This window comes from Xanthomonas hortorum pv. pelargonii, assembly GCF_024499015.1.
In the GTDB taxonomy this organism is placed as follows: Bacteria; Pseudomonadota; Gammaproteobacteria; order Xanthomonadales; family Xanthomonadaceae; genus Xanthomonas; species Xanthomonas hortorum_B.
In genome coordinates this window covers 1,192,209-1,216,065 of the sequence record NZ_CP098604.1, presented here as the reverse complement: position 1 = coordinate 1,216,065, position 23,857 = coordinate 1,192,209, and the positions used below count along the sequence as shown (strand labels likewise).

The 23,857-nt window shown below is 62.4% G+C and carries 22 protein-coding genes and 1 other RNA gene; 15 read left to right on the top strand and 8 right to left on the bottom strand.

Going from position 1 to position 23,857, the window contains the following annotated elements:
* Positions 1-2 precede the first annotated feature (2 nt).
* From rplO to NDY25_RS05310, 10 genes are all read left to right on the top strand, one after another.
* Positions 3-446, top strand: a complete 444-nt coding sequence (gene rplO, locus NDY25_RS05355) for a 50S ribosomal protein L15 (RefSeq protein WP_012439114.1) — start codon at positions 3-5, stop codon at positions 444-446.
* Between the two features lie 7 nt (positions 447-453).
* Complete coding sequence (gene secY / locus NDY25_RS05350; RefSeq protein ID WP_023902825.1) at positions 454-1,821, top strand: preprotein translocase subunit SecY; 1,368 nt, start codon at positions 454-456, stop codon at positions 1,819-1,821.
* Positions 1,822-2,155: 334 nt separating this feature from the next.
* Complete coding sequence (gene rpsM / locus NDY25_RS05345; protein ID WP_003486672.1) at positions 2,156-2,512, top strand: 30S ribosomal protein S13; 357 nt, start codon at positions 2,156-2,158, stop codon at positions 2,510-2,512.
* Between the two features lie 10 nt (positions 2,513-2,522).
* Positions 2,523-2,915: a 30S ribosomal protein S11 gene (gene rpsK / locus NDY25_RS05340; protein WP_002811645.1), complete on the top strand. Its 393-nt coding sequence runs from the start codon at positions 2,523-2,525 to the stop codon at positions 2,913-2,915.
* Positions 2,916-2,929: 14 nt separating this feature from the next.
* Positions 2,930-3,556, top strand: a complete 627-nt coding sequence (rpsD, locus tag NDY25_RS05335) for a 30S ribosomal protein S4 (protein WP_024938562.1) — start codon at positions 2,930-2,932, stop codon at positions 3,554-3,556.
* A 53-nt stretch (positions 3,557-3,609) separates the two neighbouring features.
* Positions 3,610-4,608: a DNA-directed RNA polymerase subunit alpha gene (locus NDY25_RS05330; RefSeq protein WP_023902826.1), complete on the top strand. Its 999-nt coding sequence runs from the start codon at positions 3,610-3,612 to the stop codon at positions 4,606-4,608.
* Between the two features lie 181 nt (positions 4,609-4,789).
* Positions 4,790-5,173: a 50S ribosomal protein L17 gene (gene rplQ / locus NDY25_RS05325; RefSeq protein ID WP_003486665.1), complete on the top strand. Its 384-nt coding sequence runs from the start codon at positions 4,790-4,792 to the stop codon at positions 5,171-5,173.
* 312 nt (positions 5,174-5,485) lie between these two features.
* Positions 5,486-6,004: a disulfide bond formation protein B gene (locus NDY25_RS05320; protein ID WP_023902828.1), complete on the top strand. Its 519-nt coding sequence runs from the start codon at positions 5,486-5,488 to the stop codon at positions 6,002-6,004.
* Positions 6,005-6,052: 48 nt separating this feature from the next.
* Entirely contained in the window at positions 6,053-7,444 is a 1,392-nt protein-coding gene (locus NDY25_RS05315; RefSeq protein ID WP_168956972.1) for a class II 3-deoxy-7-phosphoheptulonate synthase, read from the top strand.
* A gap of 86 nt (positions 7,445-7,530) precedes the next feature.
* On the top strand, positions 7,531-8,658 hold the full coding sequence (locus tag NDY25_RS05310; RefSeq protein ID WP_074056773.1) for a mechanosensitive ion channel family protein: 1,128 nt from the start codon (positions 7,531-7,533) through the stop codon (positions 8,656-8,658).
* On the opposite strand, the gene NDY25_RS05305 is transcribed toward NDY25_RS05310, so the two are convergent.
* The 3 genes from NDY25_RS05305 to typA form a co-directional block, all read right to left on the bottom strand.
* On the bottom strand, positions 8,648-10,264 hold the full coding sequence (locus NDY25_RS05305; protein ID WP_256627972.1) for an amidase: 1,617 nt from the start codon (positions 10,262-10,264) through the stop codon (positions 8,648-8,650). The two genes, NDY25_RS05310 and NDY25_RS05305, sit on opposite strands and share 11 nt — an antisense overlap.
* 109 nt (positions 10,265-10,373) lie before the next feature.
* A complete protein-coding gene (locus tag NDY25_RS05300; protein ID WP_256627971.1) occupies positions 10,374-10,793 on the bottom strand; it encodes a DUF2127 domain-containing protein in 420 nt (139 codons plus the stop codon).
* A 72-nt stretch (positions 10,794-10,865) separates the two neighbouring features.
* Complete coding sequence (gene typA / locus NDY25_RS05295) at positions 10,866-12,695, bottom strand: translational GTPase TypA (protein WP_006450655.1); 1,830 nt, start codon at positions 12,693-12,695, stop codon at positions 10,866-10,868.
* A gap of 218 nt (positions 12,696-12,913) precedes the next feature.
* Between typA and NDY25_RS05290 the strand changes: the two genes are divergently transcribed.
* Positions 12,914-13,408 carry a peptidylprolyl isomerase gene (locus tag NDY25_RS05290; protein ID WP_006450656.1) on the top strand — a complete coding sequence of 165 codons (495 nt, stop codon included), beginning with the start codon at positions 12,914-12,916 and terminating at the stop codon, positions 13,406-13,408.
* A 116-nt stretch (positions 13,409-13,524) separates the two neighbouring features.
* On the top strand, positions 13,525-14,511 hold the full coding sequence (locus NDY25_RS05285) for a malate dehydrogenase (protein WP_168956970.1): 987 nt from the start codon (positions 13,525-13,527) through the stop codon (positions 14,509-14,511).
* Positions 14,512-14,684: 173 nt separating this feature from the next.
* Here NDY25_RS05285 and NDY25_RS05280 read toward each other — a convergent pair whose 3' ends face one another.
* The 3 genes from NDY25_RS05280 to NDY25_RS05270 all read right to left on the bottom strand — a co-directional run bounded on the left by NDY25_RS05280 (position 14,685) and on the right by NDY25_RS05270 (position 17,952).
* A complete protein-coding gene (locus NDY25_RS05280; RefSeq protein WP_006450658.1) occupies positions 14,685-15,299 on the bottom strand; it encodes a glutathione S-transferase family protein in 615 nt (204 codons plus the stop codon).
* A gap of 66 nt (positions 15,300-15,365) precedes the next feature.
* Positions 15,366-15,827 carry a cell wall hydrolase gene (locus NDY25_RS05275; protein ID WP_014506828.1) on the bottom strand — a complete coding sequence of 154 codons (462 nt, stop codon included), beginning with the start codon at positions 15,825-15,827 and terminating at the stop codon, positions 15,366-15,368.
* 814 nt (positions 15,828-16,641) lie between these two features.
* Positions 16,642-17,952, bottom strand: a complete 1,311-nt coding sequence (locus tag NDY25_RS05270; RefSeq protein WP_168956969.1) for an MFS transporter — start codon at positions 17,950-17,952, stop codon at positions 16,642-16,644.
* 190 nt (positions 17,953-18,142) lie between these two features.
* Between NDY25_RS05270 and NDY25_RS05265 the strand changes: the two genes are divergently transcribed.
* Positions 18,143-18,220, top strand: a non-coding RNA gene (locus tag NDY25_RS05265) — sX9 sRNA.
* Positions 18,221-18,406: 186 nt separating this feature from the next.
* On the opposite strand, the gene NDY25_RS05260 is transcribed toward NDY25_RS05265, so the two are convergent.
* Complete coding sequence (locus NDY25_RS05260) at positions 18,407-20,446, bottom strand: NADPH-dependent 2,4-dienoyl-CoA reductase (RefSeq protein WP_168956968.1); 2,040 nt, start codon at positions 20,444-20,446, stop codon at positions 18,407-18,409.
* Between the two features lie 159 nt (positions 20,447-20,605).
* Positions 20,606-21,628 (bottom strand): zinc-binding alcohol dehydrogenase family protein, encoded by a 1,023-nt coding sequence (locus tag NDY25_RS05255; protein ID WP_168956967.1) that lies wholly within the window; start codon positions 21,626-21,628, stop codon positions 20,606-20,608.
* 411 nt (positions 21,629-22,039) lie between these two features.
* Here NDY25_RS05255 and NDY25_RS05250 point away from each other — a divergent pair, with 411 nt between their 5' ends.
* Together NDY25_RS05250 and NDY25_RS05245 are read left to right on the top strand one after the other, a co-directional pair.
* Complete coding sequence (locus NDY25_RS05250; RefSeq protein ID WP_023902839.1) at positions 22,040-23,137, top strand: OmpA family protein; 1,098 nt, start codon at positions 22,040-22,042, stop codon at positions 23,135-23,137.
* A 190-nt stretch (positions 23,138-23,327) separates the two neighbouring features.
* On the top strand, positions 23,328-23,846 hold the full coding sequence (locus NDY25_RS05245) for a hypothetical protein (RefSeq protein WP_256627829.1): 519 nt from the start codon (positions 23,328-23,330) through the stop codon (positions 23,844-23,846).
* The last annotated feature ends 11 nt before the right edge of the window (positions 23,847-23,857 follow it).

The window sequence follows — 23,857 nt, the reverse complement described above, 5'->3', positions numbered from 1 at the left end:
CCATGACTATGCATCTCAATGACCTCAAGCCCGCTGACGGCGCCCGTACCGAGCGCACGCGCGTCGGTCGCGGCATCGGCTCCGGCCTTGGCAAGACCTGCGGCCGCGGCCACAAGGGCTCGTTCGCTCGCAAGGGTGGCGGCAAGATCAAGGCGGGTTTCGAAGGCGGCCAGACCCCGATGCAGCGTCGTCTGCCGAAGATCGGTTTCCGCTCCAAGATGGCGCGTGACAGCGCTGAAGTGTTGTCCTACCAGCTGGATAAGCTGGAAGCCGGTGAGATCGACTTTGCAGCGTTGCGTGCGGCCAATCTGGTCCCGAGCCGCGCCAAGAAGGCGAAGATCGTGCTGAAGGGCGAGCTAAGCAAGAAGTTCGTGCTGAAGGGTGTCGCTGCGACTGCAGGCGCCAAGGCAGCAATCGAAGCTGCCGGCGGCAGCGTAGAGGAGTAATCGGCAGATGGCGCAGGCTGGCATTGGTAACCTCGGTGGCGGGCTTGGCAAGTTCACGGAACTTCGCCAGCGGCTGTTGTTCGTCCTCGGGGCATTGATCGTCTATCGCATCGGCTGCTATGTGCCGGTGCCTGGCGTGAATCCCGATGCCATGCTTTCGTTGATGCAGGCGCAGGGTGGCGGCATCGTGGACATGTTCAACATGTTCTCGGGCGGCGCCCTGCACCGTTTCAGTATTTTTGCGTTGAACGTGATGCCGTATATTTCGGCATCGATCGTGATCCAGTTGGCCACGCACATCTTTCCCGCCCTCAAGGCGATGCAGAAAGAAGGCGAATCCGGCCGACGCAAGATCACCCAGTATTCGCGCATCGGTGCGGTGCTTCTGGCAGTAGTGCAGGGCGGCAGTATCGCGCTGGCACTGCAGAATCAGACCGCGCCGGGTGGCGCTCCGGTGGTTTACGCGCCGGGCATGGGCTTTGTGCTGACTGCAGTGATTGCACTGACCGCCGGCACCATCTTCTTGATGTGGGTTGGCGAGCAGGTCACTGAGCGCGGCATCGGTAACGGTGTGTCGCTGATCATCTTCGCCGGTATCGTGGCAGGGCTTCCGTCGGGCGCAATCCAGACTGTCGAAGCGTTCCGCGAAGGCAATCTGAGCTTTATCTCGCTGTTGCTGATCGTCATCACCATCCTGGCGTTTACGCTGTTTGTGGTGTTTGTCGAACGCGGACAGCGGCGTATCACGGTCAATTACGCGCGTCGCCAAGGCGGCCGCAATGCCTACATGAATCAGACCTCGTTCCTGCCGTTGAAGCTCAACATGGCAGGCGTGATTCCGCCGATCTTCGCATCCAGCATCCTGGCATTCCCGGCGACGTTGTCGATGTGGTCCGGTCAGGCAGCATCGGGCAGTGGTGTGGGTTCGTGGTTGCAGAAGATCGCCAACGCGCTTGGGCCTGGTGAGCCAGTGCATATGCTGGTGTTCGCTGCACTGATCATCGGCTTCGCGTTCTTCTATACCGCGCTGGTGTTCAACTCGCAGGAAACTGCCGATAACCTCAAGAAGTCCGGTGCATTGATTCCAGGTATTCGTCCGGGCAAGGCCACTGCGGATTATGTGGACGGCGTGCTGACGCGTTTGACTGCGGCTGGTTCGTTGTACCTGGTGATCGTCTGCCTGCTGCCGGAAATCATGCGCACGCAGCTCGGTACCTCGTTCCACTTCGGTGGCACCTCGCTGTTGATTGCGGTGGTGGTGGTGATGGACTTCATTGCGCAGATCCAGGCGCATCTGATGTCGCACCAGTATGAGAGTTTGCTGAAGAAAGCCAACCTCAAGGGCGGCTCGCGCGGCGGTCTGGCGCGCGGTTAAAGTGGTACACTAGAACTTCATTACGTGAAGACGGCCTGGTTCCCGGGCGACGATCTTCCGATCAGAAGGGCGGCTCGCGCGACGTCTCGCGCGCGGGTGTGACGAGGTGGTCCTGTGCGGGAGTAGTACAGGCGATTCGGAGAAGTTTTCTGGATCAACATCGTCCGGCGCCGGAGCGAGGGCACACTCCCCACGCCGGGTCCATGGAACTTTCTGGTTCCACGGGCTTCAAAGCAATCCGAGGCCTTGCTACAATTCCGAGTTCACTTTTGATCCATCCTGCCGGATGGCGCCTGGGCGCTGTCGGGCCATCACTCAGTTGGAGAATCGCGTCATGGCGCGTATTGCAGGCGTCAACCTGCCAGCCCAGAAGCACGTCTGGGTCGGGTTGCAAAGCATCTACGGCATCGGCCGTACCCGTTCGAAGAAGCTCTGCGAATCCGCAGGCGTTACCTCGACCACGAAGATTCGTGATCTGTCCGAACCCGAAATCGAGCGTTTGCGCGCCGAAGTTGGCAAGTATGTCGTCGAAGGCGACCTGCGCCGTGAAATCGGTATCGCGATCAAGCGACTGATGGATCTCGGCTGCTACCGCGGTCTGCGTCATCGTCGTGGTCTCCCGCTGCGTGGTCAGCGTACCCGTACCAACGCCCGCACCCGTAAGGGTCCGCGCAAGGCGATCAGGAAGTAAGGGATAGATCATGGCAAAGCCAGCAGAAAAGAAAACGAAGAAGAAGATCAAGCGCGTCATCACTGATGGCGTCGCCCACGTCCACGCTTCGTTCAACAACACCATCATCACCATCACCGATCGCCAGGGCAATGCACTGTCGTGGGCTACGTCCGGCGGCGCCGGGTTCCGTGGTTCGCGTAAGTCGACCCCGTTCGCTGCTCAGGTTGCCGCCGAAAAGGCTGGCCGCGCTGCGCTCGATTACGGCGTGAAGTCGCTGGAAGTGCGTATCAAGGGTCCGGGTCCGGGCCGTGAGTCGGCCGTGCGTTCGTTGAACAACGTGGGCTACAAGATCACCAACATCATCGACGTGACGCCAATCCCGCACAACGGGTGCCGTCCGCCGAAGAAGCGTCGCGTCTAAGGGAGCGATAAGAAATGGCTCGTTATATCGGTCCTACCTGTAAGCTCGCCCGCCGCGAAGGCGTCGACCTTTCCCTCAAGAGCCCCGCGCGTGCGCTGGACTCCAAGTGCAAGCTTGAGCAAAAGCCCGGCCAACATGGCGCGGCTCGCAAAGGCAAGCTCTCCGACTACGCTACCCAGCTGCGTGAAAAGCAGAAGGTCAAGCGCATCTACGGTTTGCTGGAACGTCAGTTCCGCAACTACTACAAGAAGGCCTCGACCAAGAAGGGCAACACCGGCGAGAACCTGCTGCAGTTGTTGGAAACCCGTCTGGACAACGTCTGCTATCGCATGGGCTTTGCCGTCACCCGTCCGGCCGCGCGCCAGCTGGTGTCGCACCGTGGCGTGCTGGTCAATGGCAAGTCTGTGAATCTGGCTTCGTACCAGATCAAGGCTGGCGATGCGATCACGCTGTCGGAAAAGGCACAGAAGCAGCTCCGCGTGCAGGAAGCCCTGACCGTGGCTGAGCAGCACGACATGACGCCGTCGTGGGTCGAAGTCGATTCGAAGAAGTTCAGCGGCGTGTTCAAGGCTGTTCCGGATCGTGCCGACCTGCCTTCGGATATCAACGAAGCGCTGATCGTCGAGTTGTATTCGAAGTAATTCACATCGGAGAGCCTCCGGCACCGCCGGAGGCTCGCAGGAGACCCCGCAACATGACGGTTACCGCCAACCAGGTTCTGCGCCCCCGTGGTCCGCAGATCGAACGTCTTACCGACAATCGCGCAAAGGTCGTGATCGAGCCCTTGGAGCGCGGTTACGGGCACACGCTGGGCAATGCCCTGCGTCGTGTGCTGTTGTCGTCGATCCCGGGTTTTGCGATCACCGAGGTCGAGATCGATGGCGTGCTGCACGAGTACACCACGGTCGAAGGGCTGCAGGAAGACGTGCTTGACGTCCTGCTCAACCTGAAAGACGTGGCGATTCGTATGCACAGTGGCGATAGCGCCACGCTGTCGCTGTCCAAGCAGGGTCCGGGTACGGTCACTGCGGCCGACATCAGGACCGATCACAACGTCGAGATCGTCAACGGCGACCATGTGATCTGCCACCTGACCAAAGACACGGCGCTGAATATGCGCCTGAAGATCGAGCGTGGCTTCGGCTACCAGCCGGCTGCCGCACGTCGTCGTCCGGACGAAGAGACCCGTACCATCGGTCGTCTGATGCTGGATGCGTCGTTCTCGCCGGTGCGTCGCGTTGCCTATGCCGTGGAAGCTGCGCGTGTGGAACAGCGCACTGACCTCGACAAGTTGGTGATCGATATCGAAACCAATGGCACGATCGATGCCGAGGAAGCCGTGCGCACCGCCGCCGACATCCTTAGCGATCAGCTGTCGGTGTTCGGTGATTTCACCCACCGCGATCGCGGTGCGGCCAAGCCGGCTGCCAGCGGCGTGGATCCGGTGCTGCTGCGCCCGATCGACGACCTCGAGCTGACCGTGCGTTCGGCCAACTGCCTGAAGGCCGAAAGCATCTACTACATCGGCGATCTGATCCAGAAGACCGAAGTAGAGCTGCTCAAGACCCCGAATCTGGGCAAGAAGTCGCTCACCGAAATCAAGGAAGTGCTGGCACAGCGCGGCCTTGCACTGGGCATGAAGCTGGAGAACTGGCCGCCGGCCGGTGTCGCTCAGCACGGCATGCTTGGTTAATGTGTCAAGGCATGGGCGTCTTCGGGCGCCCATGTTTGTTTTTTCCACATCGACGGGCCAAAGCCCGCGGTGACATCCGGTCAAAGGACGGCCGGCTCGGACCAGCCGCAGTCCATTCAACAGCGCCAGGATGGCGACAACGTCTCTCAAGCAGTCTCAATATTTTTAGGAAATCACACTCATGCGTCACCAGAAATCCGGTCGTAAGTTCAACCGTACCAGCGCGCACCGCGAAGCCATGTTCCGCAATATGGCCGCTTCGCTGTTCAAGCACGAGCTGATCAAGACCACCTTGCCGAAGGCCAAGGAACTACGTCGCGTCGCCGAGCCGCTGATCACCATCGGTAAGGTCGATGGCGTTGCCAATCGTCGTCTGGCGTTCGCGCGCCTGCGCGACAAGGAAGCAGTGGGCAAGCTGTTCGTCGAGCTGGGCCCGCGTTACGCGACCCGTCCCGGCGGCTACCTGCGTATCCTGAAGGCCGGCTTCCGTGCCGGTGACAATGCGCCGATGGCGTATGTCGAACTGGTCGACCGTCCGGTCGTCGCCGAGGAAGTGGCCGAGTAATCGGATCGCTGCTCGCAAAGATTCTTGAAAAAGCCCGGCTAGCGCCGGGCTTTTTCATTTGTGCGTCGAACGTGATTGCGTTGGTGGCAGGGATGCGTAGGGCTGCGCAATGGCGGCGGCATGCAGTCGCCAGCTGCCGGGTCGGTGCTGCTTTGCTGCTGGATGCGATCACGGGCAGGTGTTGTCTTGATGCTGTCAGGCAGATACGCGCTGTGTGCTTGGCGCCCTCCGAGCCGGCAGACGCAGGCTTGCGTGGTCATGGCGGCGGCGATGGCAGATAATCGATGACTCGATCCTAGGCAAGCGGTAACGATGAATCCATTTCGTTGGGGTTTCCGGGCGCAATTTCTGCTGGGCTTTCTTGCATGCGCAGGATTGCTTGCCTATGCGATCTACGTGCAGCTGCATCTTGGGCTTGAACCATGCCCGCTGTGCATTTTCCAGCGCATCGCATTTGCGGCACTGGCGGTGTTTTTCCTGCTGGGTGCGTTGCATGGGCCACGCGCCGCGGGCACGCGCAAGCTCTATGGTGTGCTGAGTTTCATCGCTGCCGGCGTGGGCATGGGTATCGCGGCGCGGCATGTCTGGGTGCAGGTCCGGCCCAAGGACATGATGTCTTCGTGCGGGCCGCCGCTGAGCTTTCTGAGCGAGACGATGGGGCCATTCGAAGTGTTCCGCACCGTGCTGACCGGCACCGGCGATTGCGGCAATATCGATTGGCGCTTTCTGGGCCTGAGCATGCCGATGTGGAGCATGCTGTGGTTCGTGGGCTTGGCGCTTTGGGCGCTGTATGCCGGGTTCAAGCAGCGTGGTCCGCGTAAATTGTTCTGATCGTTCCGTTCCGGCAATGGCCGGCGCCCGAGATTTCTGGAGTTCACGATGTCAGCTTCCCTTCATCCGTCCGTTGACGAGGCAGGCCACTGGTCGCCGCAGAGTTGGCGCCAGCGTCCGGCGCTGCAGATGCCGACCTACCCGGACGCAGCTGCGTTGGAGCACACCTTGGACGAGTTGCGGCAGCTGCCGCCGCTGGTGACCTCGTGGGAAATCTTTGCGCTCAAGCGCCAGCTGGCCGAGGCCCAGGAAGGCAAGCGTTTTCTTCTGCAAGGTGGCGATTGCGCGGAGAATTTCAGCGACTGCGAATCGGGCACGATCTCCAACCGCTTGAAAGTGCTGCTGCAAATGAGCCTGGTGCTGGTGCACGGCCTGCACTTGCCGGTGGTGCGCGTAGGGCGCTTTGCCGGGCAGTATGCCAAGCCGCGTTCGGCCGACACCGAAACTCGCGACGGGGCGACCTTGCCGAGTTATCGCGGCGATGTGATCAATGCGCCGGCGTTCACCGAAGCGGCGCGCATACCGGATCCGCGCCGCATGATCACCGCGCATTCGCGCTCGGCGATGACGATGAATTTCGTGCGGGCCTTGATCGACGGTGGCTTTGCCGACCTGCACCACCCCGAATACTGGAATCTGGATTGGGTGGGCTATTCGCCGCTGGCGGCGGACTACCAGAAGATGGTGTCCTCGATCGGCGATGCAGTGCGCTTCATGGAAACCTTGTCCGGGGCGGAGGTGTACAACCTCAATCGCATCGATTTCTACACCTCGCACGAGGCGCTGTTGCTGCCGTACGAGGAAGGCCTGACCCGTCAGGTGCCGCGTCAGTGGGGCTGGTTCAACCTGAGTACGCATTACCCGTGGATCGGCATGCGCACCGCTGCGCTGGATGGCGCGCATGTTGAGTATCTGCGTGGCGTGCGCAATCCGATCGCGATCAAGGTCGGGCCGTCGGTGCAGCCGGACCAGTTGCTGCGTCTGATCGACGTGCTCAATCCGGAAGACGAACCCGGCCGCTTGAGTTTCATCCACCGCATGGGCGCGGCCCAGATCGCCGAAAAGTTGCCGCCGCTGCTGGATGCGGTCAAGCGCGATGGACGGCGGGTGTTGTGGGTGTGCGATGCGATGCACGGCAATACCGAAAGCACCGGAAATGGCTATAAAACAAGGCGTTTCGACAATATCCGCAGCGAGGTGGAGTTGTCGTTCGATCTGCACGCGGCGGCCGGGACGCGGCTGGGCGGTGTGCATCTGGAGCTGACCGGCGAAGACGTCACCGAATGCACCGGCGGCGCGCGCGAGTTGACTGAGCGCGATCTGGAGCGCGCCTATCGTTCCAGCGTGGATCCGCGCTTGAACTATGAGCAGTCGCTGGAAATTGCGATGGCGATCGTGCGCAAGCAACAACAGGTGGTGGCGCAACCGCTGGGCGCGTGATTTCAATGTGCGTATGACGTGATGCTCATGCTGCTTGCGGCATGATGCTGCAGCCATCCCTCTTACCCCCCCACAGGAGGAACGGTTTGACTGCCGATTGGAACGTCATCCGCGAATACGCAATCCCACTTGGTGCCTCGCTATTGGCAGGCATCGTCGTCTGGTCGTTGATGCTGTGGCTGTTTCGCCGCATGCAAGGCCGCGACTATCGCCGCGCACGCATCATTCGCGTGGTCACCCTGCCGGCTGCCTTCATCCTGCCGTTGCTGTTTCTGGGCATCGCCACCGAGGCGACGCCGCTATCGGGCAAAGGCCTGGCAGCGGTGCAGCATCTGTTGCATGTCGGCATCGTCGGTTGCGTGACCTGGTTATTGGTACGCGCGGTCGCCGCCGGTGAGATGGCAATTCTGCGCAGCAACCCGATCGAGGTGTCCGACAACCTCACCGCACGGCGTATCCAGACCCAGACCCGTGTGCTGAGCCGGGTGGTGATGGGCGCGGTGATCCTGCTCGGTATCTCGGTGGTGTTGCTGACGTTTCCGCAAGTGCGCCAGATCGGCAAGACGCTGCTGGCCTCGGCCGGCATCATCGGGCTGGTCGCCGGTATCGCGGCCAAGCCGGTGTTCGGCAACCTGATCGCCGGTCTGCAGATCGCGTTGACCCAGCCGATCCGGCTGGACGATGTGGTGATTGTGGAAGGCGAGTGGGGTCGCATCGAGGAGATCGGCAGCTCCTATGTGGTGGTGCGGATCTGGGACGAGCGGCGCATGGTGGTGCCGTTGACCTGGTGGATCGAGCACCCGTTCCAGAACTGGACACGCAGCAGCGCCGATCTGCTCGGTACCGCGTTCCTGTGGCTGGATTACCGCACCCCGATCGCGGCGGTGCGCGCGGAGCTTGAGCGCATCTGCAAAAGCGAGCCGCTCTGGGATGGGCGCGTGTGCGTGACCCAGGTGACCGAAACCAGCGAGAGCACGATCCAGGTGCGTCTGCTGGTGAGCGCACGTAATTCGGGCGACGCGTTCGATCTGCGCTGCATCGCGCGCGAGCGCATGATCGACTTCCTCACCCGTGAGCACGCTTACGCGCTGCCCAGGATCCGCGCCGAGATCGCGGCGCAGGAAAAACCGCCGGTGCATGCAGCCGAGCCGATCGCCCAGGAGAGCGTGCGCTCGCCCGGTGCCGAAGACGGCGAGCCTGCGACTACGGTTTAGGCACCGGCAACGCCGCTGCCGGTGCGCTCGGCGCATAGCTGGGCGCAAAGCGCGCCTTGCTGCGTTGCTCGTAGGCGTAGGCCAGTTCGATCAAGCGCGGCTCGCTCCAGGCGCTGCCCATGAACAGCAGGCCGAGCGGCAGGCCCTGGGTCTGCCCCATCGGCACGCTCAGGCTGGGATAACCGGCCACCGCGGCGGCACCGTAACCGGCGCCGGGAAAGGTATCGCCCTTGACCAGATCGGTGACCCAGGCGGCGCCGGTGGTCGGTACGATCAGCGCGTCCAGGCGATGGGCCTTCAGTGCGGCGTCGATGCCTTCCGGCCCGGCCAGCCGTTTGGCGGTGGCGCGCGCAGTGAGATACGCGGGGTCTTCCAGGCCGGGTGCCGCCTGCGACTGCTCGAACAGCTCTTGCGCGAAGTAGGGCATCTCGCGCTGCGCATGCGTGCGATTGAAGGCGATCAGCTGTTCCAGGCTCGACACCGGTGCGGCGTGGCTGCGCAGATAGGCATTCAACCCCGCTTTGAATTCGACCAACAACACCGTCTGCTCAGCGGCATCCCACTTGCCATCGGTGGCCAGGCTGGTTTCGATGACCGTGGCACCCGCTGCACGCAGGCTCTGCACGGCGCGATCCAACGCTGCGGCAATGGCGGGATCTTCGCGCAGCGGGTTGCGCAACAGGCCCAGTCGCGCGCCACGCAAGCCATCGGGTTTGAGGTGCGCGAGATAGTCCGGTGTTGAAGACGGCGCATCGCGTGTGGCCGGATCCTGCGGATCGGGTGCGGCGATCGCCTGCAGCAACGCGGCAGCATCGGCAACGCTGCGCGTCATCGGGCCGGCGGTGTCCTGGCTGGCCGAGATCGGGATGATGCCGTCGCGGCTGACCAGGCCCACGGTTGGTTTGAGTCCGACCAATCCATTTACCGAGGCCGGGCAGGTGATGCTGCCATCGGTTTCGGTGCCGATGCCGACGGTGGCCAGGCTGGCGGCGATCGCCGCGCCCGTGCCGGCACTGGAGCCGCAGGGATTGCGATCCAGCGCGTAAGGATTCCGAGTCAGGCCGCCACGTGCGCTCCAACCGGAACTGGACTTGGTGGAGCGGAAGTTGGCCCACTCACTCAAATTGGTCTTGCCGAGAATCACCGCGCCGGCCGTGCGCAGGCGCTGCACCAGAAACGCATCGCGGCTGGGCTTGAAATCGGCCAGGGCCAGCGAGCCTGCGCTGTTGACCATCGGCACAGCATCGATGTTGTCCTTGAGCAACACAGGAATGCCATGTAACGGGCCGCGCACGCGACCGGCGCGGCGTTCGGCGTCCAATGCGCGGGCGTCCGCTTCGGCCTGCGGATTGAGTTCGATCACCGAGTTGAGTTTGGGGCCGGCACGATCGAGCGTGGCGATGCGCTGCAGGTACGCGCGCGTGAGTTCCAGGCTGTTGGTCTTGCCGGAAGCCATATGCGCCTGCAGGCCGGCGATGTCGGCATCGGTCAGATCCAGTTGCTCGGCGGTCGGTACGTTCGCATCGACCTGTGTCAGGCCATCAACGAGCGCAGGGCCATCGGCATGCGCACAGCCGCACAGCGCAAGCAATAGCGCAAAGGACAAGGTGGTGGATCGCATTGATGGTCTTCCCCGGGGGACTGTTCGCAGGCTAACGGCGCTGCGTCGGGGTGACAACGTGTAGGACGAAGTGCCCGCAGACGGGCAGGGTGCGTCAGCGACGCCGGCGCTTGAGCAGATCGCGTGCCAGCACGCCGACCACGATCAGATTGATTGCCAGTACGCCCCAGGCGGTCCAGCCGGGATGGCGGACGATGGCGTAGATATCGAATGGCAGATAGATGGCCGCCGACAGGCAGCCCAGCACCGAGGCCCATGCCTTGGCACGCCACAACCCCCAGGCTTCCACCACATGCAGCAGGCCGTAGGCCGGCATGGCGGCAGCGGCCAGATGGACAGCGTCGGGACTGATGGTCTTGAGCAACGACGGCAGTGCGCCGTGGTCGGGATCCAGACTAAAACGGCGGATCAGGGTACTGACCGCATTTTGCAGCGGGAGCGGGCCCAGAATTTCCAGGCCCGTCGCCGCCAACAGCGCAAGCGTCCCTTTGACCGCCTCTAGCAAGGCGATCACATGCAGCCCCGGATGCGCACGCGGATCCGGGCTGTAGGGTTTGTTGCTCACGACCGTGGGCTAACCAGCAACTCAGCCCGAACGGCCGGAGCGCTTACGATCACTTTCGGTCAGGCCCTTCTTGCGCAGACGGATTTCCTTCGGGGTGACTTCAACCAGCTCGTCGTCCTCGATGAAGTCCAGTGCCTGCTCCAGCGTGTACTTGATCGCCGGGGTCAGCTTGATCGCATCGTCCTTGCCCGAGGCGCGCATGTTGGTCAGCGGCTTGGTCTTGATCGCATTGACGGTCAGATCGTTGTCCTTGGAGTGGATACCGACCAGCTGCCCTTCGTACACGTTGTCGCCTTCGGCAGCGAACAGGCGGCCACGCTCTTCCAACGGCCCCAGCGCATAGGCCGGGGTGGCGCCTGCAGCGTTGGCAATCATCACGCCGTTCTGGCGCTTGGCGATCGCGCCCTGTTCCTTCGGACCGTAATGGTCGAACACGTGGAACAGCAGGCCCGAGCCCTGGGTCAGGGTGCGGAACTCGTTCTGGAAGCCGATCAGACCACGCGCCGGGATCATGTAATCCAGACGCACACGGCCCTTGCCGTCCGACTCCATGTTCTTCAGCTGGCCCTTGCGGCTGCCCAGCTTTTCCATCACGCCGCCCTGGTGCTGCTCTTCGATATCGACCACAAGCTGTTCGATCGGCTCCATCTGCTTGCCGTCGATCTCCTTGATGATCACTTCCGGACGCGACACGGCCAGTTCGTAGCCTTCACGACGCATGTTTTCGATCAGCACCGACAGATGCAGTTCGCCACGGCCGGAGACCAGGAACTTGTCGGCGTCGGAACCTTCCTCGACCTTCAGCGCCACGTTGTGCACCTTCTCGCGGTCCAGACGGTCGCGCAGCTGGCGGCTGGTCAGGAACTTGCCGCCGGACAGGTCCTTGTTGCCTGCGAACGGCGAGTTGTTGACCTGGAAGGTCATCGAGATGGTCGGCTCGTCCACGGTGAGCGGCGGCAGGCCTTCCGGCGCGTCGAGCGCACACACGGTGTCGGAAATAGTCAGCTCGGACACGCCGGAGATGGCCACGATGTCGCCGGCCTCGGCGGTGTCCTGCTCGATGCGCTCAAGGCCCAGGAAGCCCAGCACCTGCAGCACCTTGCCCTGACGCTTCTTGCCTTCGCGGTCGATCACGCTGACCGGCATGTTCTTCTTCAACACACCGCGCTGGATGCGGCCGATGCCGATCACGCCGACGAAGTTGTTGTAATCGAGCTGGCTGATGCGCATCTGGAACGGGCCGTCCGGATCCACGTCCGGTGCCGACACGTGCTGCATGATCGCTTCGTACAGCGGGGTCATGTCGCCGTCGCGCACGCTCGAATCCAGGCTGGCGTAGCCGTTCAATGCAGAGGTGTAGACGATCGGGAAATCCAGCTGCTCGTCGGTTGCGCCGAGCTTGTCGAACAGGTCGAACACCTGGTCGATCACCCAGTCCGGGCGCGCGCCGGGACGGTCGATCTTGTTGACCACCACGATCGGCTTGAAGCCCATCGCAAAGGCCTTCTGGGTCACGAAGCGCGTCTGCGGCATCGGGCCGTCCATCGCGTCGACCAGGATCAGCACCGAGTCCACCATCGACAGCACGCGCTCGACTTCGCCACCGAAGTCGGCGTGTCCTGGGGTGTCGACGATGTTGATGCGGTTGCCGTTCCAGGTGATGGCCGTGTTCTTGGCCAGGATCGTGATGCCACGCTCCTTTTCCTGATCGTTGCTGTCCATCACACGCTCAGCCAACACGGTGCGTTCGGACAGGGTGCCGGACTGCTTCAGCAGGCAGTCGACGAGGGTGGTCTTGCCGTGGTCGACGTGCGCGACGATGGCGATATTGCGGAGTTTTTCGATGGACATGCGGAAAGGGCCCCTGTCTGGCGCCAGTCTTGAGAAGGTAAGCCCGACATTATAGCGGTTTCGTTGCCGTGCCGTTGCGCCCGGCCGTCAGATGGTTCAAAACGCCCATTCAGCTTGCTGTGCACCCCCCGACAATGGTCATACGTCTGCACGGCCGGCTGCACGCCCGGGTGTATTCTAATGGGCTGTCATACACCCTGAAACCTGCAAGGATTTCCATGTCCCTGATTGCCCATTTCGACACTACCCGCGGCCCGATCGTGGTTGAGCTGTTCGCCGACAAGGCCCCGCTGACCGTTGCCAACTTCGTCAACCTGGTCCAGCGCGGGTTCTATGACGGCTTGAGCTTCCACCGCGTCATCGCCGACTTCATGATCCAGGGCGGCTGCCCGGAAGGCTCCGGCCGCGGCGGCCCGGGCTACCGTTTCGAAGATGAGGCCAACAACGGCGTCGGTCACGACCGCGGCGTGCTGTCCATGGCCAATGCCGGCCCCAACACCAACGGCAGCCAGTTCTTCATCACCCATGTCGCCACCAACTGGCTGGACGGCAAGCACACCGTGTTCGGCAAGGTCACCCAGGGCCTGGACGTGGTCGATGCGGTCGCCCAGGGCGATGTGATCAACAAGGTGACGATCGAAGGCGACACCGACGCCGTGCTGGCCGCCAAGGCCGACCGCGTCGCGGAGTGGAACAAGATCCTCGCCGCCTGATGTCTTTCCCCGAACGGCCGCCAAGTGCGGCCGTTCGCTTGTCATTGCGCGCCGCCAGGCCTTGCGCCACGCCAGCGTGCACCTTCACCCACGTTTTTTAGCAGAGGAAACTCCCCATGAAAGCACCTGTTCGTGTTGCCGTGACCGGCGCTGCCGGCCAGATCGGCTATGCCCTGCTGTTCCGCATCGCCTCCGGCGAAATGCTGGGCAAGGATCAGCCGGTGATCCTGCAATTGCTGGAACTGTCCAATGAAAAGGCCCAGGCTGCGCTCAAGGGCGTGATCATGGAACTGGAAGACTGCGCATTCCCGCTGCTGGCCGGCGTGGTCGGCACCGACGACGCCGAAGTGGCGTTCAAGGACATCGACGTTGCGCTGCTGGTTGGCGCGCGTCCGCGCGGCCCGGGCATGGAGCGCAAGGACCTGCTGCTGGAAAACGCCAAGATCTTCACCGCGCAGGGTGCGGCCCTGAACAAGGTCGCCAAGCGTGACGTCAAGGTGCTGGTGGTCGGCAACCCGGCCAACACCAATGCCTACATCGCGATGAAGTCGGCGCCGGATCTGAACCCGAAGAACTTCACCGCCATGCTGCGTCTGGACCACAACCGCGCGCTGAGCCAGCTGTCGCAAAAGCTCGGCAAGCCGGTCGGCGGTATCGAGAAGCTGGTGGTGTGGGGCAACCACAGCCCGACCATGTACCCGGACTACCGTTTCGCCACCTCCGATGGCGCCTCCATCGGCGATGCGATCAACGACCAGGAATGGAACGCGTCCACCTTCATCCCGACCGTGGGCAAGCGCGGCGCGGCGATCATCGAAGCACGCGGTCTGTCTTCGGCTGCGTCGGCCGCCAATGCCGCCATCGATCACGTGCGTGATTGGGTGCTGGGCAGTGACGGCAAGTGGATGACCATGGGCGTGCCGTCCGACGGCTCCTACGGCATTCCCGAAGGCGTGATCTTCGGCTTCCCGGTGATCACCGCCAATGGCGAGTACACCCTGGTCAAGGATCTGCCGATCGACGACTTCAGCCAGAAGTACATCGACAAGACCCTGGCCGAGCTGGAAGAAGAGCGCAGCGGCGTGTCGCATCTGCTGGGCTGAGTTTTGCTTCAGGTTGTAACGAAAACGCCGGGCAGTGCCCGGCGTTTTTTATGCGTCGCGTAAGTGATGCGTTGCGTTGTGGCGCCAAAAATCAATCACGCACGTCGATGGTGGACTCTCCGTGCGGTAGGTGCTGCCGCCGCACTCTGATCAACTCGCGCGATGCGATCGGCTTACGCCAGACCTTCGGCCTTCAATGCGGCCTGCACATCGGCATCGGCCAGCATGCGCTGCACGAACGCATCCAGTGCATTCAAGCCACTCAAATCCACGCCGACCTTCTGCGCCCACAACAAGGTCACGAACAGATACGCATCGGCACCGGTATGGGTGTCGCTGGCCAGCCAGGTACGATCCTGCAGATGCGTGTTGGCACGTTCGTACAAGGTGCGCAACTTGCTGCGTGCGTCGTCGTGGCTGCGCGCAAGCAGCGCGTCGTCCTGCAGATACGCAGTGCTGCCGAAGATCGGCTTGAACGTCGGATGCACATCGGCATTGGCGAAGGCGATCCAGCGATTGATCTCGGCGCGGCTGCGCGCAGTGCCGTCGCCAGACAGACCGGTAAGCGGTGCGATGTCGGCGATGTAATTGAGGATGGCCGCGTTCTGATTCAACGCCCAATCGTCGACTACCAACAACGGGACGGCACCGGCTGGATTGAGGCGCAGGTACTCGGGAGACTTCATCGTGGCGGCATCGACCACGGTCAGCTCGAACGGCAGGCCCGACCAGCGCAACACGATGTGATCTGCCAGCGAGCACGCGCCGGGCTTGGTGTACAGCTTCATGGAGATTCCATGCAAGAATGAAGACGCAAGCTTAGCGGCAACGCCTGCGCACGTGCGTGGAGAGCGTCAGGACGCAGTGCGTGGGCGCAGCTTCTGCACACGATAAAACGTGTGGTCGCCGATGGTGGCAACCTGATACGCATTGCGCCAGCTAGGGCTTGCAATCGCGCTGGCGGCAAAGTGGCTCGCGCCTGGCACGATCTCCTTGCGTTGGCCTACCGGTAGCGCCCAATTGCGCTCTGCGGCCAGTGCCACATCCAATGCCTTGTTCCAGGCATCGTCATTCTTGAGCTGAGTTCCCGGTGACACGATGGTTGGCGCGAACTGCTTGCGCGCGGTGACCACCTGGCACATCGAATCGCCCCACAAACCACTATCCAGACGACGCAATGCGACTTCTGCAACGGCCTGTTGGCCACGCAAGGTCTGGTCGCGCGCTTCCAGGTACACGGTGGTACTCAAACACAACGAATCTGCAGCCGGCTGCGGCAATAATTGCGACAGCCAAAGTATCCAAGCCAGTTTCATATCACTCCTTGCTCCGTATGGGCCGATCCGCAGGCCATCCAAAGTGGATGCACCAGTACGAAGGGCTTGGCGTCATGGGGAGGCGACCTGCCAAGGGTCGCCAAGTCTCCGGCGAAAGACACATCTGCCGAAGGTGCCCACCAAATGCGATGGGTCAAAAAGTTGGCGCAAGGTAGGCGGCGATCACATAATCCCTGCTGAATGGGCGGGGTTGACGCGCGTGATTGCTTGCTGCGTCTGGTGCTTCGCTTGATGAGAGCTTTGCGATGCAACATTGAGATGCGTCGCATCGATGTAGCGACTGCAGATATTGAGACTTAGATCTGCGCGATACGCATGCAGTGTTTGGCAATTATTGAGACTTAGATCTGCGCGATACGCATGCAGTGTTTGGCAATTGCACAGTGTGATTGCCTTGCGCTGCATGCACGGAAGTTGCGTATGCCGCACCAAATATGTTCTGCGCTACACGCCATCATCACTCACTAATATGCATAGGCGCCGATTTCAGGCGCATTGACTATGTATCGAGATGCGCATGCGGGTAAGTGCTTAACGCAATGGTCCGCACATGGCTTGCGTTGATAGCTTCGCGCAGGCGTATCAGTGTCAGCAGCGTACGACGATGTTTTGTCAGCTGCTCTAAGTCGCTACAGTTTTGACCGCATCGTGCGTAATGAATGAAGCGCCTCAATTCAGTGTGGCACAGAGATTTTGTGCATGTACTGCATGCAGTGCGATTGCTGGTGCGCATCGCAATCAGCGAAGAACGTCAGGCGCAATCGCTGAAGCTCTTGCTGCGGTATCGGGACGATTACACGTGGCGCGAAGGCAGTGCTGCGACAGACCGGCGTTTTCCAGACATCACAAAGGTGCTGCCGGCCCAGGCGATCAACACGCACAGCACACCGCAAATCATCGGACCCAATGCCATTGCCCACGCCAGATGCGCGTTGTGACCAGAGCGATAGTCGGATGCGCCAAGTAGCAATCCGATCAATGCACTGCCTGCTGCCAATGCAAGTTGGGCGGTGGCGGTGAGTGCGGCGAATCCGCGCGCCTGCTGTGCTGGACCGTGGCACGAGGCGAGTTCTGCATGCCGTGCCCAGACCCATTGCCCGGCACTGCCCGCCGCCAGACCCATGCCGAAGGCCAGGCTGGCATCCAGCACGGTGTGGCGAGAGACAGCCATGGCGAACACCAGCCCAAGTGCGGCCAACGCCGCTCCGCTGACGCCTAGTCGACGCATTGCCACAGTCGGCCAGCGTGCAGCCAAGGGCTGCACGAAGACGCTGCCAAGCGCGTAGGCAATCAACACAGCGCTACCCCATCCCGCCGAGCCCATACGCGACTGCGCCAAATACGGCGCCAATTTGGTAAATGTCGGCAGCGCCAACGCCAGTGCTGCGATGACGGCCAACGGCAGTAACTGATCGCGCTGCCATCGTGGTGCACATGGCGGTGTTGCAGCGCCTGCAAGCACGTGTACGTGGCGCTGCAGCGTCTGCCGTAACCACCACGCCGATAGCAGTGCGATGCTGCCGGACAGCGCGACGATCATCAGTGCAGTCGATGCGGCGGTGTTAGTGCCGTCTTTCAGTAGCAGGCCGATCGCTGCGCTGACCAGCAACGCAGCCAGTCCACTCCCGATCAGACGCAGCCCACTGACGCCGCGTGCGCCATGCCAAGGCCAGTGCCCCATTCCCAACAAGGTGTTCTGAGCCACGTCGCCGATCGCATATGCGGCGCGGAACGGCAGGCTGAGTAGCAGTACGCTGATCAAGCGGATATCGGGCGGAAATGCCGGCGTGACAAAGACCAACGACAAGGCGACAGCTGCCAGCGCAATGCCGCGCCATTGCGACCGCCCAGCCCACGCCAGGCTGGCGCCGGCACTCCAGCGCTTCGCTGCGAACACGCCCATCACTGCGCTCACGACCAGGCCGCCGGCGACCGAGACGCCAGCCGCAATCGCGCCCAGTCCGACGTATTCGGTCAACGCAAAAATCAGCAGTAATTCTGCGGTGTACCAGAGCAGGCTCTTGCCGAAATGCGCCGCAGCGTAGGCCAGCAACGCTGCGGGCGGGAGGGTAGGCGGCGGCGATGCAGTCCGGGTCGATGGCATGCCGGGTTTATAGCCGAGCCGCGCGACAGAAAAAGAATGTACCGAGCATGCTCCGACCAGCGGCGTACCCGGTGGTGTCGCGCCATTGATGGCAGCGTCAACGCCGGCACTGATCTGTCTGTGTCTAAGAGCGGCTAACAAAAGGACTGCGCTCACTGCCAGGCGGGCGCGGTAGGTGCTCGGAATCGGCATGTATCACTCGTATCACTGCGGTTCTGGGCGCGCCATCCACGCCCACCTGACGACTGCTCGCTACGTTTTGTTAGCCGCTCTAAGACGCCCGTGCCCGCGTGCACTTGCGCAAGCGTCTGCCGAGCAGACCGGCTGTTGCCTTAAAGACCGCCGATATCAGCATCGAAGTGAAACCAATGCGGCTCTCTTGCAGACGCACAAACCCGCTCTGGCGTCGTAATGAAGAACGGCTGCGGCTTCTACGACATTGCGTGCAAGCTCGTTACAAGGTTGCCGCCAACCGGCACGCCTGATTGATCGCACGCTTGGCATCCAGTTCGGCGGCAACATCCGCACCTCCGATCAGATGCGGTTGCTGTCCGTTTGCCTGCAGCGCGGCAAGCAGCTCGCGACGCGGTTCCTGCCCGGCGCAGACCACCACCGTGCCGACATCGAGCAGTTGCTCGGTGCCTTCCACGCGGATCCGCAGACCGGCATCGTCAACGCCCAGATACTCCACGCCGCCGAGCATCTTGACGCCCTTGGCCTTGAGCGTGGCGCGGTGGATCCAGCCGGTGGTCTTGCCCAGACGCGCGCCGGGTTTGCCGGGGCTGCGCTGCAGCAGCCAGACCTGACGGGCAGGGCGCTCGGGTTGCGGTTTGGCCAACGCGCCGCGTGTTTCGAAGCTCGGATCCACGCCCCATTCGGCCATCCAGCGCGCCGGATCCAGCGATGGCGAGACGCCTTCGTGCACCAGAAATTCGCCGACATCGAAACCGATCCCGCCGGCGCCGATGATGGCGACCTTGTCGGCCGCGACATGGCGGCCCAGCACCACGTCCAGGTAGTTGACCACCATCGGGTGATCGGCACCGGGAAAGTCCACCTTGCGCGGCTCGATACCGGTGGCCAACACGATTTCGTCGAAGTCTTTCAGGTCAGCCGCCTGCGCGCGTGTCTGCAGCCGCAGCTGCACGCCGGTGGCTTCGATAAGGTGGCCGAAATAGCGCAGCGTCTCGTTGAATTCTTCCTTGCCCGGAATGCGTTTTGCGACATTGAATTGCCCGCCGATTTCATCGCCTGCATCGAACAAGGTCACGTTGTGGCCGCGCTCGGCCGCCACCGTTGCGCATGCCAATCCAGCAGGGCCTGCACCGACTACCGCGATGCGTTTGGGCGTGGTGGTCGGTGTGTAGATCAGCTCGGTTTCGTGCACTGCGCGTGGGTTGACCAGGCAGCTGGCCAGCTTGTTGTCGAACACATGATCCAGGCAGGCCTGGTTGCAGGCGATGCACGTATTGATCGTGTGCGATTGGCCGGTGCTGGCCTTGTTGGCCCATTGCGGGTCGGCCAACAGTGGACGCGCCAGCGACACCATGTCGGCTGCGCCGTCGGCCAGGATGCGCTCGGCCACTTCCGGCATGTTGATGCGGTTGGTTGCCACCACCGGAATGCGCAGGTGCGGCTTGAGCTTGGCGGTCACCCCGGCAAACGCCGCGCGAGGTACCGAGGTGGCGATGGTCGGGATGCGCGCCTCGTGCCAGCCGATTCCGGAATTGATGATGGTGGCGCCGGCCGCTTCGATCGCCTGCGCCTGCGCCAGGATTTCCTGCCACTGGTTGCCGTCATCGACCAGATCCACCAGCGATAGCCGATAGATGATGATGAAGTCCGGCCCGCAGGCCTCGCGGATGCGCCGAACGATCTCCACCGCAAAGCGCATGCGCTTGGTCGCATCGCCGCCCCAGGCATCGCTGCGCTGGTTAGTGCGCGCGGCGGTGAATTCGTTGATCAGATAGCCTTCCGATCCCATCACCTCTACGCCGTCGTAACCGGCCTCGCGCGCCAGCTGCGCCGCGCGCGCATAGGCGGCGATCTGCCGATCCACCGCACGCGCCGACAACGCGCGCGGAGTGAACGGGTTGATCGGCGCCTTGAGCCTGGACGGCGCCACCGACAACGGGTGATAGGCGTAGCGCCCGGCGTGCAGCAGCTGCAGGCAGATCTTGGCGCCGTGTGCGTGCACCGCACGGGTCACCTGACGATGCGGACGCACTTCCCACGGCCATGACAGCTTGCCGCCGAACGGTTTGAGCCAGCCCACCACATTCGGCGAAAACCCACCGGTGACGATCAGCCCGACGCCGCCGGCCGCGCGCTCGGCGAAATACGCCGCCAATTTGGGGAAATCGCGCGCACGGTCTTCAAGGCCGGTGTGCATCGAGCCCATCAGGACGCGATTGCGCAATTGCGTGAAACCCAGATCGAGCGGGGCGAACAGATGCGGGTAGGGCGAGTCAGGCAGGCCGGTGGCGGGCGACATGATATGGATACGCTGGCGTACGGAGTGCGCACGATGCAGGCAAACGGGCGTGTCGGCAAGTCTTGACGCACGCGGCCCGTGCTGGCGGCAGTCCGCTGGAGAGGGCCGGACCCGCAAGCCCGCGCAAACGCAGCGGGCAAACTCAACCAGTGACGCCGATCACCAGCCCGCCAGCACCAACTTGCCGATCGTGCTGCCGCTTTCCAGCCGCCGATGCGCCTCGCGCAACTGCTGCGCATTGATCGGCGACAGCGTCTCGGTCTGCGTGGTGTGCAGTTCGCCGGCATCGATCAGGCTGGCGGCACGATTGAGGATGCGGTGCTGCTCGACCATGTCTTCTGTTGCATAACGGGCGCGCGTGAACATCAGTTCCCAGTGGATGCCGATGCACTTGGATTTGTAGGGGTCGCCAATCGACAGCGGGCCGCGCGGCTCCACGATCAAGCCCACGTGTCCCTGGGGTGCCAGGATCTCGCCCAACTGCTGCCAGTAGCGGTCGGTGTCGGCCAGATTGAGCGCCGCATCCACACTCTGCAGGCCTAGCGCCTGCAATTGCGGGTGCAACGGTTGGTGGTGATCGATCACATGCTGCGCGCCCATTTGGCGTACCCATTCAATCGTCTCCGGCCGCGATGCAGTGGCGATGACCGTGAAGCCGGCATGCCGCGCCAGCTGGATCGCAATGGAGCCCACGCCACCGGCACCCCCGATGATCAATAAGTGCTTGCCGCGATTGCGTGCGCCGTCGAAGGCGAACGGCATGCGCTGGAACAACAACTCCCACGCGGTCAGCGTGGTCAGCGGCAACGCAGCCGCCTCGGCGAAGCTGAGCGAGGTCGGCTTGCAGCCGGCGATGCGCGCATCGACCAACTGGTACTGCGCGTTGCTGCCCGGCCTTCCGATATCTCCTGCGTAATAGACCTCGTCGCCCACCACGAATGCAGTGACCTCCGGGCCGACCGCTTCGACCACGCCGGCGGCGTCGTAGCCCAGAATTTTCGGCGCATCCAGTGTTTGCGGCTTGGGCGCACGCACCTTGGTGTCGACCGGATTCACCGAGATCGCCTCCACACGCACTAATAAGTCATACCCGGACGGCGCCGCAGGCCTTGGAAGCTCCATGTCAAGCAGCGACTCGGGATCGTCGATTGGAAGATGGCGAGTGATGGCGATGGCTTTCATCGAGGCGCTCCTTTGGGGAGTTCAGGGTGCGTTGTGATGCCGTTGGCTCGCAACTACCAAGCCCACAATTCAGCTCGGACTAGGGCTCGCATTCACCAATGTGGTCGCGGAGTCATGCCGCCTGTCCGCCGGGGGGCAGACCGCAAGCGTATTCAACTGGCTTAATTGGGCTGCCGTTCATGCGGGGCAATTGTGCTAACTGAGCGCCCGGTCCTTTCCTTCATGAAGCTGTATACGTAGTATTGAGTGGGATCGCCGTCTCTGTTGATTGCTTTCACATGTTATATGTCCGTTAACGCGATCTTCACTGAAGCCGGCTTAATCTGCGCCCCGATGGCTCTGGATGTGACGAGCATCTTTACCAAGAACAATGCCTCTATCGGTTTATCTCCCAAAGAAGGAGCTGTATACATGAACAAGAAAATTCTCACTGCCGCGTTGCTTGGCGGCCTGGCGTTTGCCCAGGCTGCTTCCGCGCAGGAATTCGATGACCGTTGGTACCTGACCGGTAGCGCTGGCTTCAACTTCCAGGACAGCGATCGTCTGACCAATGATGCTCCGTTCGTGACCCTGGGTCTGGGCAAGTTTGTCAGCCCGAACTGGTCGATCGACGGCGAGCTGAACTATCAGAACCCGAATTTCGATGCCAACCAGGACCAGAACTGGAGCCAGTACGGCATCTCGTTCGACCTGCGTCGCCACTTCATCGCTGAAGGCCGCGGCTGGAACCCCTACCTCCTGTTCGGCCTGGGCTACCAGCGTTCGGAAGAAGAGTTCGACGCAACCCCGAACCCGGTTTCGCCGGGCCAGCAGAAAGACGGCAACTTTGCCGCCAAGGCTGGTGTCGGTCTGCAGACCACCTTCGACAAGCGCGTTGCCGTGCGTGCCGAGTTGGCCTACCGCGCTGACTTCAACGACCAGAGCGTTGCTGCTCCGCAGGAAGACTGGTTCGGCGACGTGCTGGCTTCGGTCGGCGTCGTGATCCCGTTGGGACCGGCTCCGTCGACCGCTCCGCCGCCGGCTCCGGCTCCGGTTGCTCCGAGCTGCGCAGACCTGGATGACGACGGTGACGGCGTCAACAACTGCGACGACAAGTGCCCGGCTTCGCAGCCTGGCCAGACCATCGGTCCGGACGGTTGCCCGGTTCCTGTGTCGATCGACCTGAAGGGCGTGAACTTCGACTTCAACAAGTCGACCCTGCGTCCGGACGCACAGTCCATCCTGAGCGAAGCGACCGAGATCCTGAAGCGTTACCCCGACCTGAAGGTCGAGGTTGCCGGTCACACCGACTCGAAGGGTACCGACGCGTACAACCAGAAGCTGTCTGAGCGTCGTGCGACCACCGTGTACGACTATCTGACCAAGAACGGCGTTGATGCGTCGCGTCTGGTCGGCCCGATCGGCTACGGCGAGAGCCGTCCGATTGCTCCGAACGCCAACCCGGATGGTTCCGACAATCCGGAAGGCCGTGCGAAGAACCGTCGTACCGAGCTGAACGTCCAGAACTAATTGGACCGCTAGCTGTTGCATACAAAACCCGGCCTTGTGCCGGGTTTTGTCTTTGTAGGACCAGGAAAAGTGCGTCGAGTCGCCGCCAAACCTGTCTGTGTTGCCATCCAGGCACGGTTCCGGTTGAAACAGCGTTCATCGCTGCCTACACTCGCCGCGTCAACACCAAACTCATAATTGGAAGAACCCGATGCTGCGTACCGCCACGGCAGGTTTGCTCTGTCTCGCTTTGATTCCTGCCGCTTACGCCGCTCCGAACTGCGCCGGCAGCACGGTGTCCCAGCCGCTGCCGTTGCCTGCCACGGTGATTGCGCCTGCGGCCGCCGAGTTCTATACCCGGAGCGTCCAGCTGGGCATGCCCACCGGCGTGTTGGCCCAGCCGTATACCAGCGAGCAATCGGTGGATCGCGTGCTGCTGCGGTTGCGCGTGGAAGGCTGCCAGGATCTGGCCAAAGTGATGCCACCGGGCGGCACGGTCAATCCGAACGATCCGGCCGCCTACAAGGCCACCACTGCGTTCGATAACACGCCGTGGCGTTTTGACATGAGCCAGAACGGCAAGCGCATGACCGCCGAAGAATTCGATGCCTGGATGAAGGCGCGCGGTGTGCGCGTGGTCAAGGCGCGTCCGGTAGCTGCGCCGGCTCCGGCCGCTGCTGCGGCAACTGCAACGCCTGCGGCCGACGCCAAGTCGGTCGAAAACAAGTAAGCGGCACGGTC